The organism is Bradyrhizobium sp. WSM3983 (assembly GCF_000473045.1).
In the GTDB taxonomy this organism is placed as follows: Bacteria; Pseudomonadota; Alphaproteobacteria; order Rhizobiales; family Xanthobacteraceae; genus Bradyrhizobium.
Genome location: NZ_AXAY01000001.1, coordinates 396861 through 412780 on the forward strand (window position 1 = coordinate 396861; position 15920 = coordinate 412780).

12 protein-coding genes are annotated in these 15920 nt (G+C 65.4%); 6 read left to right on the forward strand and 6 right to left on the reverse strand.

Annotated elements, in window-relative coordinates:
• Positions 1-36: 36 nt before the first annotated feature.
• From YUA_RS43330 to YUA_RS0101970, 3 genes are all read left to right on the forward strand, one after another.
• Positions 37-543, forward strand: coding sequence for a tyrosine phosphatase family protein (locus tag YUA_RS43330; protein WP_035970308.1), 507 nt, complete (start codon positions 37-39; stop codon positions 541-543).
• A gap of 229 nt (positions 544-772) precedes the next feature.
• A complete protein-coding gene (locus YUA_RS0101965) occupies positions 773-1735 on the forward strand; it encodes an NAD regulator (protein WP_027529128.1) in 963 nt (320 codons plus the stop codon).
• Positions 1736-1783: 48 nt separating this feature from the next.
• The gene (locus YUA_RS0101970) at positions 1784-4477 is read left to right on the forward strand and encodes a DUF2339 domain-containing protein (protein ID WP_027529129.1); all 2694 of its coding nucleotides are present in this window, start codon (positions 1784-1786) and stop codon (positions 4475-4477) included.
• Positions 4478-4480: 3 nt separating this feature from the next.
• Here YUA_RS0101970 and YUA_RS0101975 read toward each other — a convergent pair whose 3' ends face one another.
• The 6 genes from YUA_RS0101975 to YUA_RS0102000 form a co-directional block, all read right to left on the reverse strand.
• Complete coding sequence (locus tag YUA_RS0101975; protein WP_027529130.1) at positions 4481-6169, reverse strand: methyl-accepting chemotaxis protein; 1689 nt, start codon at positions 6167-6169, stop codon at positions 4481-4483.
• Between the two features lie 276 nt (positions 6170-6445).
• On the reverse strand, positions 6446-8206 hold the full coding sequence (locus YUA_RS0101980) for a methyl-accepting chemotaxis protein (RefSeq protein WP_035970310.1): 1761 nt from the start codon (positions 8204-8206) through the stop codon (positions 6446-6448).
• Between the two features lie 194 nt (positions 8207-8400).
• Positions 8401-8652: a hypothetical protein gene (locus YUA_RS0101985; protein WP_027529132.1), complete on the reverse strand. Its 252-nt coding sequence runs from the start codon at positions 8650-8652 to the stop codon at positions 8401-8403.
• 165 nt (positions 8653-8817) lie between these two features.
• Positions 8818-9420 (reverse strand): hypothetical protein, encoded by a 603-nt coding sequence (locus tag YUA_RS0101990; RefSeq protein ID WP_027529133.1) that lies wholly within the window; start codon positions 9418-9420, stop codon positions 8818-8820.
• A 113-nt stretch (positions 9421-9533) separates the two neighbouring features.
• Positions 9534-10520 carry an MDR family oxidoreductase gene (locus YUA_RS0101995; protein WP_027529134.1) on the reverse strand — a complete coding sequence of 329 codons (987 nt, stop codon included), beginning with the start codon at positions 10518-10520 and terminating at the stop codon, positions 9534-9536.
• A gap of 40 nt (positions 10521-10560) precedes the next feature.
• Complete coding sequence (locus YUA_RS0102000) at positions 10561-11814, reverse strand: MFS transporter (RefSeq protein WP_027529135.1); 1254 nt, start codon at positions 11812-11814, stop codon at positions 10561-10563.
• 339 nt (positions 11815-12153) lie between these two features.
• Here YUA_RS0102000 and nadA point away from each other — a divergent pair, with 339 nt between their 5' ends.
• From nadA to nadC, 3 genes are all read left to right on the forward strand, one after another.
• The gene (gene nadA / locus YUA_RS0102005; RefSeq protein ID WP_027529136.1) at positions 12154-13257 is read left to right on the forward strand and encodes a quinolinate synthase NadA; all 1104 of its coding nucleotides are present in this window, start codon (positions 12154-12156) and stop codon (positions 13255-13257) included.
• 164 nt (positions 13258-13421) lie between these two features.
• A complete protein-coding gene (locus tag YUA_RS0102010) occupies positions 13422-15029 on the forward strand; it encodes an L-aspartate oxidase (RefSeq protein ID WP_027529137.1) in 1608 nt (535 codons plus the stop codon).
• Positions 15030-15039: 10 nt separating this feature from the next.
• The gene (gene nadC / locus YUA_RS0102015; protein ID WP_027529138.1) at positions 15040-15918 is read left to right on the forward strand and encodes a carboxylating nicotinate-nucleotide diphosphorylase; all 879 of its coding nucleotides are present in this window, start codon (positions 15040-15042) and stop codon (positions 15916-15918) included.
• Positions 15919-15920: the final 2 nt, after the last annotated feature.

Below are 15920 nucleotides of genomic sequence, written 5' to 3' on the forward strand. Positions count from 1 at the left end.
CGGGCGCAGTTATAATCAGCGGCAAAAAGGTCCGTCATGATCCACGTCTGTTCCCTCGCCGCCCTTCCCGAAACCGTCCGCCGCACCCGGGCCAGCCATGTGCTGACCGTGATGGCCAATGTCGAGCAGGTGGCGCGGCCGGTGTCGGTGCTCCCTGCCAATCATCTCAAGGTGTCGATGGACGACATTACCGAGGAGATGGACGGCTTTGTCGTCCCCTCCGAGGCGCATATCGACCAGGTGTTGAATTTCGTCCGCGGCTGGGACCGCGGCGCGCCGCTGGTGGTGCATTGCTATGCCGGCATCAGCCGCTCCACGGCGAGCGCCTTCGCCGCCGTCTGCGCGCTCAATCCCGATCGCGACGAAATCGAGATCGCGAAGAAAATCCGCGCCGCCTCGCCAATCGCTTCGCCGAACCGGCGCATCGTCAGCCTTGCCGACCGTGCACTCGGGCGCAACGGCCGCATGCTGCATGCGCTCGACGAGATGGGCCCCGGCGAGATGCTGGTCGAAGGCCGCCCCTTCGTGATCGAGCTCGAATGAGGCGGGAGTCGAATAGCAGCCGCGACCTGACTGCGCCCCCTCGCCCGCTTGCGGGAGAGGGTTGGGGAGAGGGTGTCTCCGCAACGGGACAATCCCCTAGAGGAGAAAGCCCTCACCCGGCGTTACACGCCGACCTCTCCCGCAAGCGGGAGAGGTTACAGCGAGCCCGCGGCGAGGTTGCCTCCATCAACCGGCAAGTGTTTCCGCCAACGCCCGCGGCGTCATCCGCATGAGCGACAAGCTGCTGACGCCGATCGAGATCGGCCTGACTGCCGCGATCGTCGCGATCGAGGATCATGAGCCGCTGGTGCTGACCGCGCGCGGCGCCGACGGGCTCGCCGGCCTGCCGTTCGGCCCGTTCGACGCGCCGAGCCATCGCACCTTCGAGATCGGCCTGCGCGCCTGGGTCGAGGAACAAGCAGGATTACGGCTCGGCTATGTCGAGCAGCTCTACACCTTTGGCGATCGCGGCCGTCATGCGGAAGCCGGCGACACCGGCGCACACATGGTGTCGATCGGATATCTCGCGCTGACGCGCGCCGCCGAGGGTGCAGCAAATGCGGCGAGCTTCGAGCCCTGGTATCGCTTCTTCCCCTGGGAAGACTGGCGCGAGGCGCCGCCCGCGATCATTGCCCGTGATATCATCCCGGCACTGACCGCATGGGCCGAGGAGGAGACGCCCGAGACCACGCGCGCATTGCCGCGAAAAGATCGCGTGCGGTTCTATTTCGGCCTCGAGGGTGCGGCCTGGGACGAGGAGCGCGTGCTCGACCGCTACGAGCTGCTGTACGAGGCCGGCCTCGTCGAGGAGGCGCGGCGCGACGGCCGCCCTGCGGCATTGGCACGCAAGACGCTTCCCGCGCTCGGCATCTCGATGCGGTTCGACCACCGCAGAATCCTCGCCACGGGAATCGCGCGGCTGCGCGCAAAATTGAAGTATCGCCCTGTGGTATTTGAACTTTTGTCCGCCGAGTTCACACTCACTGAGTTGCAGTACACGGTGGAGGCGATCTCCGGCCGCCATTTGCACAAGCAGAATTTCCGCCGTCTGGTCGAGACTGAAGCCCTGGTCGAACCGACCGGCGTGATGTCGACACAGACGGGGGGACGGCCGGCGGCACTCTACCGCTTCCGCCGCGACGTACTCCAGGAGCGGCCGGCGCCCGGCTTGCGCATGCGCTCCCGGCGCTAGACCAAGATTTGTGATCGGCCCCTGCCCGCCGATCGCCTGGAGGCCTTAATGTTCGACGCCCCGTTCGACGACCTTGCGATTCTCATTGCGATCGTCGCCTTCCTGATCGCGATCAAGGCCACCAGCCAGGCGACCGAGCTGCGCCGGCGGCTGAACTCGCTCGAGGCGATGCTGTACGCGCAACGGCAGGTGCAGCCGCCACCGCTGATGCCCACGCCGGCGCCTGAAGCACCCGCGACAATTGCCGCGGAGCCACCGGCGCTTGCGCCCGAAACCGAGCTGGCGCCGCCGCCGGTCGCCGAACAGGTTTCGCCGCCTCCGCTCGAGCCGAGCGCCAACAATGTCGCGCCGCCTCCCGTGCCCGCCGCAGAACCCGGTTTTGAAGAGCGGCTCGGCACGCGCTGGGTGGTATGGATCGGCGGGCTGGCGCTCGCACTCGGCGGCTTCTTCATGGTGCGCTATTCGATCGAGGCCGGCCTCGTCGGCCCCGGCGTGCGTGTGTTCCTCGGCGGCCTGTTCGCGCTGGCGCTGCTGGGCGCCGGCGAATGGACGCGGCGCAAGGAAAGCATCTCCACGATCCAGGCGCTGCCGATCGCCAACATCCCGGCGATCCTCACCGCGGCTGGAACGGCGGTCGCATTCGCAACCGTGTATGCGGCCTACGCGCTCTATGACTTCCTGGTGCCCGCGACCGCCTTCGTGCTGCTCGGCCTCGTTGCGCTCGGCACGCTTGCAGCAGCGCTGCTGCACGGGCCGGCGCTCGCGGGCCTCGGCGTGGTCGGCGCGTTCGCGACGCCGGCACTCGTCTCCAGCGGCAAGCCGGACTATTGGGCGCTCTACATCTATCTCGCCGTCGTCACCGCCGCGAGCTTTGGGCTCGCCCGTATCAGGCTATGGCGTTGGCTGGCCGTGACCACCATCGTCTTCGCCGTGCTCTGGATCTTCCCGGGACTCGAAGCGAGCGAATTGCAGGTCGCGCCGCATGCTTTCCATGTCATCGCCGGCTTCGTGCTGGCCGCACTGCTCGTCGTCTGCGATTTCATGTTCGGTCCGACCATCGAGGACGGACAGATCGAGCCGGTCTCGTCGAGCGCGCTCGGCGCCTATCTGTTCGGCGCGATGCTGATCGTGCTGTCGAGCGCCCATGCCGATCTCGCGCTGATCGCCTTTACGCTGCTTGTTGCAGCGACGCTGTTCGTCGCCTGGCGCGCGGAGGCCGCGGCCGGCGCGCTCGGCGCGGCCGCTGCGACCGTGTTCATCGTGTTCGCCGAATGGGCCGTGCGCGCCAATCCCGACATGCTGGTGCTGCCGGGCGGCGCCATGCCCGGCATCACGCCGACCGCCACCGACAGCGCGGTGAGCCAGCATCTGGTGATGGCCGCGATCTTCGCCGCCGGCTTCGGCATCGCGGGCTTTCTCGCGCAGGGTCGATCGAATTCGGCGATCATTCCGGTGGTGTGGTCGGCGGCAGGCGTCGCCACGCCGATCGCCATCCTGGTGGCGCTCTACGCCCGCATCGCCCATCTCGACCGCTCGATCCCGTTCGCGATCCTCGCGGTGCAGCTGGCCGCCGCCTTTGGCGCCGCAACGGAAACGCTGACCCGCCGTGAAGCCCGGCCTGGCCTTGCGATCTCTACCGCGCTGTTTGCGACCGGCACGCTCGGCGCGCTGGCGCTGGCGCTGACCTTCGCGCTGGAGAAGGGCTGGCTCACCATCGCGCTGGCGCTGATGTCGCTCGGGACCGCGTGGATTGCGATGCAACGGCCGATCCCATTCCTGCGCTGGCTCGCCGCCATTTTCGCAGCCATCGTCACCGCGCGCGTTGGCTATGATCCGCGCATCGTCGGTGATGCCGTCGGCACCACGCCGATCTTCAATTGGCTGTTGTGGGGCTATGGCCTGCCGGCGGCCTCGTTCTGGGCGGCGAGCCTGTTCCTGCGCCGCAGGGGTGACGACGCGCCGCTGCGCATGGTGGAGGCGGCCGCGATCCTGTTCACCGCACTGCTCGCCTTCATGGAGGTTCGCCATCTCGCAACCGGCGGCGACATGATCGCAGCGCCGTCACTGCTGGAAGCCGCCTTGCAGGTCTGCGTGGCACTCGCCATGGCGATCGGGCTGGAGCGATTGCGCCTGCGCAGCCACAGCATCGTGCACAATGTCGGCGCGGTCGTGCTCACGGCGATCGCCGGCCTCATCGGCGTGTTCGGCCTGCTGTTCCTGGAGAACCCGCTGCTGTGGCACATCGATGTCGGCGGCGCCGTGTTCAACCTGCTGCTGCTCGGCTACGCGCTGCCGGCGGTGCTGATGCTGCTGCTCGCCTATGCCGTGGTCGGCGCGCGCGGTAAAGTCTGTGCGAATACGATTGCGGGCGCGGCCCTCGTGTTTGCCCTCTCGTACCTGACGCTGGAGATCCGGCGGTTCTATCACGGCCCGTTCCTCACCAGCGGCGAGACCACGGGCGCCGAGCAATACACCTATTCGATCGGCTGGCTCGCCTTCGGCGTCGTGCTGCTCGGCATCGGAATTCTCGTCAACTCCGAGCGGGCGCGGCTGGCGTCGGCCGCCGTCATCGCGCTGACGATCCTGAAGGCCTTCGTGATCGACATGTCGACGCTGACCGGCGTCTACCGCGCGCTGTCGTTCATGTGCCTCGGCATCGTGCTGGTCGCGATCGGATGGCTGTACCAGCGCATCCTGTTCCGGCGGCAGATCCTGCCGCCGGCTCCGCAGACAGGCAGTTGAGAATCAAGCCGCGCGGACCGATTCCAGGAACTGCGCGACCTCGACCTTGAGACGAGTGCTGTCGGTCGCGAGCGACCTCGCCGCCGACAGAACCTGCGTCGAGGCCGAGCCAGTCTCGATCGCACCGCGCTGCACGTCGGTGATGTTCATCGAGACCTCCTGCGTGCCGAGCGAAGCCTGCTGCACGTTGCGCGAGATCTCCTGTGTGGCGGCGCCCTGCTCCTCGACGGCGGCCGCAATCGCGGAGGACACTTCCGACAGCCGCTCGATGGTGCCGCCGATCTCCTGGATCGCGCTGACCGATTCTTGCGTCGCCGACTGGATGCCAGCGACCTGCGCCCCGATCTCGCCGGTCGCCTTCGCGGTCTGCTCCGCCAGCGCCTTGACCTCGGAGGCGACGACAGCAAAGCCGCGGCCGGCTTCGCCGGCGCGCGCCGCTTCGATGGTGGCGTTCAGCGCCAGCAGATTGGTCTGGCCCGCAATGGTGTTGATGAGCTCGACGACGTCACCGATGCGGGAGGCCGCCTGCGACAGCTCGTTGACCCGCGCGTTGGTCCGCGCCGCCTGGTCGACCGCTTCCGCGGCCATGCGCGCCGAATCTTGCACGCGACGGCTGATCTCGGTGACGGAGGACGACAGCTCTTCGGAAGCCGAGGCCACCGACTGCACGTTGGTCGATGCTTCCTCGGAAGCCGCGGCAACCGCCGTCGCCAGCTTCTGACCGCGCTGTGCGGTGTTGGTCAACGTCGTTGCAGACGCCTCGAGCTCAATCGAAGCCGAGGAGACGGTGCCGACGACTTCGCCGATCATCGCTTCGAACTTGCGAGTGATGACCTCGACGCGGCGACCGCGCTCGATCTTGGCCTCGGCGTCGCGTGCGGCCGCTTCATCAGCGGCCCGCTTGGCAATCAGCGCTTCCTTGAAGATCTGCAGCGCATCCGCCATCGAGCCGATCTCGGTCTTCTCGCCGCGATGCGGCACCTCGGCCGAAAGATCGCCCTCGCCGAGCGACTGCATCGGCTTGATGATCGAGGCAATGCCCCGCGAAACGTCGCGCACGAGATAATAGGCGGCGCCGATCGCGATCGCCACCGAGGCGATGATGACGCCGACCAGCACGCGGAAGATCGTGGCGTAGCTGTCAGCCGCCTGCTTGGTTTCCAGCTCGGCGCCGTGGTTGTTCATCTCGATGCCCCGTTGGAGCAAAGGATCCGCCGCCTGGGCCATCTTCGCGACCTTGGTCTGCAGCATCTCGTTGGCCTCGGCCGGGAACTTTCCGGGGCTCTTGCGCGACAGCGCCATCACGTCCTGCACGCCGTTCAGATACTCGGACCACGCCTTGGCCCATTGCCCATAGAGCGAGCGTTCCTCGGCGGAAGTGATCAGCGGCTCGTAGACCTTGCGGGTCTGGTCGATACGCGCCTGCAGCGAGGCGAGGCGCTTCTCGGCAGCTTCCTTGCCCTCGGGCGTCTCCTGCATCAGGTGAAGACGCAACGCAACGCGCAGCTCGTTGATGTCGGCGCGCATCGAGCCGAGCGCACGTACGCTCGGCAGCCAGCTCTGCGCGATCTCGACGGTGTGGGAGTTGATGTTCTGCATGGTGCCGATCGCCACCACACCGACGCCGGCGAGCGAGAGCACGAGGACCGACAACACGGTCAGAAGCTTGAAGACGATCGACAACTTCGACATCACAAAATCCCGCTGATAGTTAGCAACGCACAAGTCACCCGCGCCGCGACCGTCACGGCGGAGTCATTCCAACAATGCTGGCTGGTTCTTATCCGGTAAGATTGCGCACATAATTGCAAACACCCGTTAACAGGAACCTACGTGAAACTACGGATTTGCCGATTCTCCGTTCCGAACTTGACTGCAACCATTAGTTGCAGCCTGCACGCGACGGCGAAGGCTCTCCGCCGCGCATCGCGCGGTGGTCGGTGATCGAGAGGGCTGAGCAGGCCTGGATCAGGCCGCACGCACCGTCTCCAGGAACTTACCCACTTCCAGCTTCAGGCGGTCGCTGTCGGTGGACAACATCTGCGCGGCGGACAGCACCTGCGAGGACGCCGATCCGGTCTCGCTCGCACCGCGCTGCACGTCGGTGATGTTGGACGAGACCTGATGCGTGCCGTGTGCGGCCTGCTGGACGTTGCGGGAAATTTCCTGCGTGGCTGCGCCCTGCTCTTCCACGGCGGCGGCGATGGTCGAGGAGATCTCGGACAGCTTTTCGATGGTGTCGCTGATGTCCTTGATGGCGCCGACGGATTCCTGCGTTGCGGTCTGGATGCCGGAGATTTGCTGGCCGATCTCGCCGGTCGCCTTCGCCGTCTGCTCGGCCAGCGCCTTGACTTCGGAAGCGACGACAGCAAAGCCCCTGCCCGCTTCGCCGGCGCGTGCCGCCTCGATCGTCGCGTTGAGCGCCAGGAGGTTGGTCTGGCCCGCGATGGTGTTGATCAGCTCGACCACGTCGCCGATGCGCGTTGCGGCCCTGGACAGTTCGCTGACGCGCTCGGTGGTGGTGCGGGCCTGGCCAACGGCTTCGCTGGCAACGCGCGCGGATTCCTGCACCTGACGGCTGATCTCGGTGATGGAGGAGGACAGCTCCTCGGTTGCGGAGGCCACCGACTGCACATTGGTGGAGGCTTCCTCCGAGGCCGCTGCGACCACGGTGGTGAGCTGCTGCGCGCGCTCCGCGGTCGAGGTCAGCGTCGTAGCGGACGCTTCGAGCTCGGTCGAGGCCGACGATACGGTTTCGACGATCTCGCCAACCGCGGCCTCGAAACTGTCGGCCAGCTTGTGCATGTCGGCCTTGCGCTGCTCGGCTGCGACCTGATCCTGCCTGATCTTGGCCTCGGCTTCCGTGCGCGCCTTCTGCTCGGACACGACCTTGAACTTCTCGACGGCGCCCGCGACGCCGCCGACCTCGTCCTGGCGGCCAAGCCCGGGCAACACCACGTCGAAATCGCCGCCGGCAAGCTTCTCCATCGCCGCAGTCAACGCGCGCATCGGACGCGCGATACTGAAAATCGAGAAGATACACGCCCCGATCAGGACCAACGCGACCAACACACCGGTGAGGAGCGACGTCCGCGCCACGGAGGCGGCTTCCGATTCAGCCTCGGCACGGCTCTCCGCACCGCTCTGCTTGGCAGCATCCGTGATCTGGTTGGTCAGCTGCGCGATCTCTTGGTTGATCGGAAGCGTGACCTCCTTGCGGATGCGATCGATTTCCGACCCCAGTTTCGCAAGCTGAGCGATTGCGTCTGCGCTCGGCTCCTTGCCCACCTGCTTCGCCTCGATCTCGATCGCCTGCTTACGCGCCGCTTCGATCTGCTGCTGCCCTTTTCGAAAATCGCTGATCACGGTCGTCAAGCGGTCGATGCGCTTGTGGTTTTCCGGAGAGCGCGAAAGCCTGGCCATTTCACCCGCGAATTTAAGGGCCGCCGTCTGGCGCTCGCTGAAATAGTCGGCGGCCTTCTTCAGATCGGTCGGCGAGGATGAGAGCAGCGTGTCGCGAATCCCGATCTGCATGCCCCGCACCGAGGCTTTCGCTTCCGCGGCGTTTTGCGCAATCGTCTGCTGTATCGATGCCGCGATGTCGAGCTTCCGGACCTCGGCGTTGCCAGTCATCTGGAGAAAGATCATCAGCGCGACCAGGGCTATCGTCAGCGCCGAGGTGATCGCCAGCTTGGTGCCAATTCGCAGGTTCTGGACGAAGCTCAACATGGGTGCATCTCCCGGAAACGAGCAGCCAAGTCATTGCCGGCCGCTTGGACGTTGATCGCCCTTACCGGGAAAGCTATCGGTCAAAGTTCCATCTTCTGGTTAACAGGGGGCTTCGCAGAAATACTGACTTTTGCGCTAAATGATTGAAATCGAAGGGTTTGGATCTCGTCATAGTTGTAAATTGCAGCCTGAAGTCAGCCTTGGAAAACTTTGCAGCCGACCGTCTCGCCGACCAGGCTGATGCGAAACACCGGCTTCTTGGTCTCGTCGAGCAGCTCCATGCTCCATTTCGCATTCGGCTTCAGGTTGCGCGTGATGCTCCCGAGCAGATTGGCGCACACCTCGGTCATCTCGGTCCACGCGGCGGCGCGATCCTCGAACTCGTACGGCTGATCGGCGGCACCGGAATATCGGCCGGTGCTGATGCGGAAGAAATACAGCGACATTTTTGAACCCTTGTGTAGGGCCGCCCCCGGCCGTTACGCAAGGCTGGGGTGCCAGTCGCTACCAAGGCATAAAAACCGCGGGCCGTACGACTACGGCGCCGCGGTTTCGCGTGCGATGCATTCGCCAAAGGCGGGTAAATTGCGCGCGCAGTTTTGCGCTAGATATCACTCGGTCGAGCGGCGCAGCTCGAGCGGGCCTTCGTTCTTCGCGGGCTCGGACTTTACTTCCGACTTCACCGGCTCGATCCGGCTGCTCTCGACCGGCGTCTCGACGCGCGCGGCGACCTCGGTGCTCGATGTGTTGATCGAACCGGTCTGCTCCGGCGCACGCAGCGAGCGCGGCCGCGCAACCGCGCGCGCCATCAGCATCTGGTTCCCGCCCTGGTGATGGAAGTCGCAATAGGCAAAGCCCATGCCCGAGACCGAGCCACGGAAGCTGCGGTCGTCAGTCTTTTCCAGGTTGAAACAAGGCTCGAACGGAATGCCCTTGATCGAGGCGCAGACGTTCTGGCCGCGGATCTGAAGGGTGTTTCCGGGCAGGCGGAGGTGTTTGACCGGGCCTGCGCCCGAGAATTGCACCGCGCCGGCGGCGCCGAGATCGTCGAGGATACGGCCTGCACCGCGGGTGCCGTCGAAACAGGTGAATGCAAACACCTTGCCGGCGACGAAGCGGCGTGCCTCATCCGCGTTCATACTCCCAGCCAAGGCGATGACCGGCGCAAACGTCACGACTGCCGTGACAGCCCCCAACACAATACGCGCAAGCATGCTCAACTCCGAACTAACCCCCGCAGCGGGCGATGCCTTATCTCTTTACCCGCTGCTTACCATACTAACCAAGGCGACATTGAAGCAGCTTGGTTGGTAAAGTCTGAACGCCGTTAGACAATTTTTACCACGATTCGACCACGGATCTGGCCCGCGAGGATCTTCGCCCCCCATTCCGGAACTTCGGAAAACGGAATTTCCGTAGTGATTTCAGATAGTTTTGTTCGGTCCAGATCAGACGCCAGGCGCTGCCAGGCGGCTTTTCGTGGCTCGATCGGGCACATCACGGAATCGATGCCGAGAAGGCACACTCCGCGCAAAATGAAGGGTGCGACAGAAGACGGCAGGTCCATGCCGGCGGCGAGACCGCAGGCGGCGATCGCGCCGCCGTACTTGGTCATCGACAGGAGATTCGCAAGCGTGGTCGAGCCGACGCTGTCGACGCCACCCGCCCAGCGCTCCTTGGCCAGTGGCTTTGCCGGCGCCGACAATTCATTGCGGTCGATCACCTCGGCAGCGCCAAGGCTCTTCAGGTAATCGGCCTCCGAGGCGCGACCGGTCGAGGCAATGACGTGGTAGCCAAGCTTCGACAGCACGGCGGTCGCGACCGATCCGACGCCGCCCGCCGCGCCGGTCACGACGACTGGGCCGCTCTTCGGCGAGACGCCGTGCTTCTCCAGCGCCAGCACCGAGAGCATCGCGGTGAAGCCGGCGGTGCCGATCGCCATCGCATCGCGCGCCGACAGGCCCTGCGGCAGAGCGACCAGCCAGTCGCCCTTGACGCGCGCCGTCTCGGCATAGGCGCCGAGATGGGTCTCGCCCATGCCCCAGCCGGTGCAGACGACCTTGTCGCCCGCCTTCCATTGCGAATGGGAGGAGGCTTCCACCGTGCCGGCGAAATCGATGCCGGCGATCATCGGGAAACGGCGCACCACTGGCGCCTTGCCTGTCAGAGCGAGGCCATCCTTGTAGTTCAGCGTCGACCATTCCACGCGGACGGTGACGTCGCCGTCCATCAGCTCGGCTTCGTCGAACTGCGCAAGCGCAGTGGTGGTGCCCTTGTCGGACTTGTCGATCCGGATCGCCTTGAACGTGGCCATAGCAAGCTCCCTGACTTGTTTCACCGGGATGTTTAGCCGATCAGGCAGGCTGCGCAACCGCCCGTGCGACCGGCTTCTCCACGATCGGAAGATTGATCAGCGCCGAGAGCACGCCGAACAGGATCGAGAGCCACCAGATAGGCGTGTAGGAACCGAACTTCTCGAACACGATGCCGCCGAGCCAGACGCCGAGGAAGCCGCCGACCTGATGGCTGACAAAGGCGAAGCCATACAGCGTGGCGAGCCAGCGCGTGCCGAACATCAGCGCCACCAGCGCCGAGGTCGGCGGCACCGTCGACAGCCAGGTCAAACCGGACACCGCACCGAACGCGATCGCCGAGAACGGCGTGATCGGGAACGAGATGAAGGCGAGCGTTGCCAGCGCACGGGTGAAATAGATCGTGGAGAGGATGTAGCGCTTCGGCAGCGAGTTCTGGAGATAGCCGACGCTCAGCGAGCCCATGATGTTGAACAGGCCGATCGCCGCAATCACCCAGCCGCCGGTTTGGGTCGAGATGCCGCGGTCGACCAGAAACGCCGGCAGATGCACGGTGATGAAGGCAAGCTGGAACCCGCAGGTGAAGAAGCCGAGCACCAGCAGCACATAGGAGCGATGGCCGAAGGCTTCGGCGAGCGCCTTGGTGATGGTCTGCTCTTCCGCCGGCGCCGTACTGGCGGTGCTTGCGACCGGCGGCGTCGAGATCGCCAGCGCCAGCGGGATGATCAACAGCATCAGGAAACCGAAGACGGTGAGCGTCTGCTGCCAGCCGAAATTGTCGATCAGCGCGACGCCGATCGGCGCAAACAGGAACTGGCCGAGCGAACCCGCCGCGGTGCCGGCGCCGAGCGCAAGGCCGCGCTTCTCGACCGGCAGAAGCTTCGTGAAGGCCGATAGCACCAGATTGAACGAGCACCCGGCGAGACCGAAGCCGACCATCACGCCCGCGCCGAGGTTGAGCGATAGCGGCGTCGACGAATAGCGCATCAGCAGAAGGCCGCCGGCATAGAGCAGCGCGCCGACACACATGACGCGGAACAGGCCGAAGCGATCGGCGATCGCGCCGGCAAAGGGCTGGCCCAATCCCCACAACAGATTCTGGAAGGCGATGGCGAGGCCGAACACGTCGCGGCCCCAGGCGAACTCGCGGCTCATCGGCTGCACGAAGAAGCCGAGCGCGGAGCGCGGACCGAAGCCGAGCATGCCGATCGCACAGCCGCAGAGGATGATGACGGCGGGGGTGCGCCAATTGGTGGAACGTGAGGTCGGACCGAGCTCGCCCGCTTGTATCGACATGGGTGTTCCTCATCGTCTTTGGCGGTCCGCAAATCAGCGGTCGCTCATCAGCCATTTAATGCAGATGCATGAAAACCCCAAGTCGAAAATGATTGCGTTCGACGAGGGGCAGCCGCGGGAGCATTGCGTTTCGTCGCGGCGTCGCCTGGCGCGCGCAGTGCGACTTAACGGGAATGTGTGCGAGGAGACCTAGCGGCCCCGCCCTTGCCGTGTTATGTTTGATCTACTCATATTGAGCATATTAGAGCTTCGATGAAATCGACCCCTGCCTGTCGGCCGGATTTCTCGGGCTCCATATATACTCATATTGAGTATATTTAACCTGCTTGGGAGGCTTCGATGCCGATCACTGGAATTTACGGCCCCGACGATTTTGCCAATCGACCGCAGGGCCAAGCCACCTCCGCCGCGGTCGTGCCGGCGCGAGCCGGCTTCGCGCTGCCGCGGCCCTCGCTGGAATGGACCAGCGAGATCGAACGCGCCACCGCGCCCATCTACGAGCGCGTCAAGCATGTGATCCCGCCGATCGAGTGGCCGCTGATGGCGCCGACGATTCACGCGATCAACGAGCTCAAGCGCGCGCGCAACGCGGTGATCCTCGCCCACAACTACCAGGCGCCGGAGATCTTCCATGGCGTCGCCGACATTGGCGGCGACTCACTCCAGCTCGCCGTCGAAGCCACCAAGGTGAAGGCCGATGTCATCGTGCAATGCGGCGTGCACTTCATGGCGGAGACGTCAAAGCTGCTCAACCCGGACAAGACCGTGCTGATCCCGGACTCGCGCGCTGGCTGTTCACTCGCTGCCAGCATCACCGGCGCGGACGTTCGCCTGCTGCGTGAAAGATTTCCCGGCGTGCCTGTGGTCGCCTATGTCAACACAACGGCCGAGGTGAAGGCCGAGGTTGACATCTGCTGCACCTCGTCGAACGCGGTGCAAGTCGTCGAGAGCCTCAACGCAGCAACCGTGATCTTCCTGCCCGACCGATATCTCGCGACCTATGTCGCCTCGAAGACCGACGTGAAGATCATCGCTTGGAAGGGCGCCTGTGAGGTGCATGAGCGCTTTACGGGCGACGAGCTGCGCGCCTTGCGCGACGCCGATCCCTCCGTCCAGATCATCGCGCATCCCGAATGTCCTCCTGACGTGCTGGCGGAAGCCGACTTCACCGGTTCGACCGCGCATATGATCAACTGGGTTCGCGAGCGACGGCCGAAGCGCCTGGTGATGATCACGGAATGCTCGATGGCCGACAATGTGCGCGCCGAGCTGCCTGACGTCGAGATGCTGCGCCCCTGCAATCTCTGCCCGCACATGAAGCGCATCACGCTGTCCAACATCCTGGAGAGCCTGCTGACGCTCGGCGAGGAAGTGACGATCGATCCGGCGCTTGCGCAGCGCGCACGGCGCTCGGTCGAGCGGATGATCAATTTGAGGAATTGAGAACAGAAGTCGCAACAATCTCAACTGTCGTCCCGGCGGAGGCCGGGACCCATACTCCGAGGCCGTTGTGATTGCGAAGGAAGGCAACACAGAGCTTTGCGCAACAATTTCCGCCGCGGCGTATGGGTCCTGGCTTTCGCCAGGACGACGATGAGGAGACAGCCATGACCAACAACATCCACAACCTCACCCGCTCCACTGACGACGTCGTCATCGTCGGCGGCGGTCTCGCCGGATTGTTCTGCGCGCTCAAACTCGCGCCGCGCCCGGTGACGCTGATCTCGGCCGCGCCGCTCGGACAGGGCGCATCCTCCGCATGGGCGCAAGGTGGCATCGCAGCCGCCGTAGCGGAAGGCGACAGCCCCGAAGCGCATGCGGCGGATACGATCGCGGTCGGCGGCGGCATTGTCGATGAGGCCACAGCACTCGGCATCGCGCGCGAGGCGGCGCCGCGGATTCACGATTTGCTCGCCTACGGCGTGCCGTTCGACCGCGATCTCGAAGGCCGGCTTGCCGTAGGACGCGAAGCCGCACATTCGGCGCGGCGGATCGTTCATGTCCGCGGCGACGGCGCGGGCGCGGCGATCATCGCGGCGCTGAGCGAAGCCGTGCGCCGCACGCCGTCGATCCGCCTGATCGAAGGATTTGTCGCTGAAGGATTGCTCACCGAGGACGGCGCCGTGACCGGCCTTCAATTGCGCGAGGCCGGCAATTTCGCCGCGAGGCCTGTGATGATCGCCTCGCGCGCGGTCGTGCTTGCGACCGGCGGCATCGGCCATCTCTATGCCGTCACCACCAATCCGGCCGAGGCCAATGGGTCTGGCCTTGCGATTGCCGCGCGCGCCGGCGCCGTGATTGCCGATCCTGAATTCGTGCAATTCCATCCGACCGCCATCATGGTCGGCCGCGATCCGGCGCCGCTTGCGACCGAGGCGTTGCGCGGCGAAGGCGCGACGTTGATCAACGACCACGGCGAACGCTTCATGGCCGCACTCCATCCGCTCGCTGAGCTGGCGCCGCGCGACATCGTGGCCCGCGGCGTATTTGCCGAGATCGCGGCTGGACGTGGGGCCTTTCTCGATGCGCGGCAGGCGCTGGGCGCCCGCTTCGCCGACAAATTCCCGACGGTGCATGCAAGCTGCATTGCCGCCGGTATCGATCCGGCGACGCAGGCCATCCCGATCGCGCCGGCCGTGCACTATCACATGGGCGGCATCGCGGTCGACGCACGCGGCCGCAGCTCGATCGACGGGCTCTGGGCCGGCGGTGAAGTGTCGTCCACCGGCGCACATGGCGCCAACCGCCTTGCCTCGAATTCGCTGCTCGAAGCCGTGGTCTATGCCGCTCGCATTGCCGACGACATCGCGGGCCACGCGATCCCCTCGCCCAGCCGCCTCCCCGACGCATTGGTGACGCCGCGTGGGGGTGCACCAGATGCAGCTAGCGTGAAGCAGTTGCGCATGATGATGAGCGCAAATGTCGGCGTGATCCGCGAGCGCGACGGGCTCGCGGAGGCCTTGCGCAGTTTTGCTGAGCTCGAGCACACGGCCACGAGCGTCGCTCTCCGCAACATGGCGACGGCGGCCCTGCTCGTGGCCGCTGCAGCCTGGAGCCGACGCGAAAGCCGCGGCGCCCATTTCCGCTCCGACCATCCTGCGGAGGTGCCCGCGCTGGCGCAGAGAACGATGACCACGCTCACTGCGATGCGCGAGGTCGCGGACGGCCTCACCGAGCATTCAACGCCGCGCATCGCACAATCTATGATCGCCTGATGGAGTTTTCATGATCATCCCGACCTCACTGCTCAATCCCGACGCTTTCCTTTCTCCGCTGGCCATCGACGAGGCCGTGCATCGCGCCCTTGATGAGGATCTCGGCCGCGCCGGTGACATCACCTCGCTCGCGACGGTCCCGGAAGCGACGAAGGCGCAAGCGATCCTTGTGGCGCGCCAATCCGGCGTGATCGCCGGTCTACCGCTCGCACTTGCGACGCTGCAAAAACTATCGCCCGATATCGACGTGCGCGCGCATGTCTGCGATGCTGCGCAGGTCGCGCGCGGGCAGCAGGTGCTGACGATCTCGGGGCCGGCCCGCGCTATTCTTACCGCGGAGCGGACCGCGCTGAATTTCATCGGGCGGCTATCGGGCGTTGCCACGCTCACGGCCGACTATGTCGCGCGCACCGAGGGTACCAAAATGCGGATCTGCTGCACGCGAAAGACCACGCCGGGATTGCGCGCGCTGGAGAAATACGCGGTGCGTTGCGGCGGCGGCTTCAACCACCGTTTCGGCCTCGACGATGCGATCCTGATCAAGGACAATCACATCGCGGTCGCCGGCGGCATCCGCCCGGTGCTGGAGCGCGCCCGCGCTCATGCCGGCCATCTCGTCAAGATCGAGATCGAGGTCGATACACTCTCGCAGCTCCGCGAGGTGCTCGACACCGGACTTGCCGAGGCAGTGCTGCTCGACAACATGGACATCGCGGCGCTGCGCGAGGCGGTGCGGATGGCAGAAGGCCGCCTGAAGCTGGAAGCCTCCGGCGGCGTCACGCTGGACTCGATCGCGGCGATCGCGGCCACCGGCGTCGACTACGCCTCGTCCGGCGCGCTGACGCATTCGGCGCCGAATTTTGACTGCGCGCTGGATATCGCGGCGTGAGC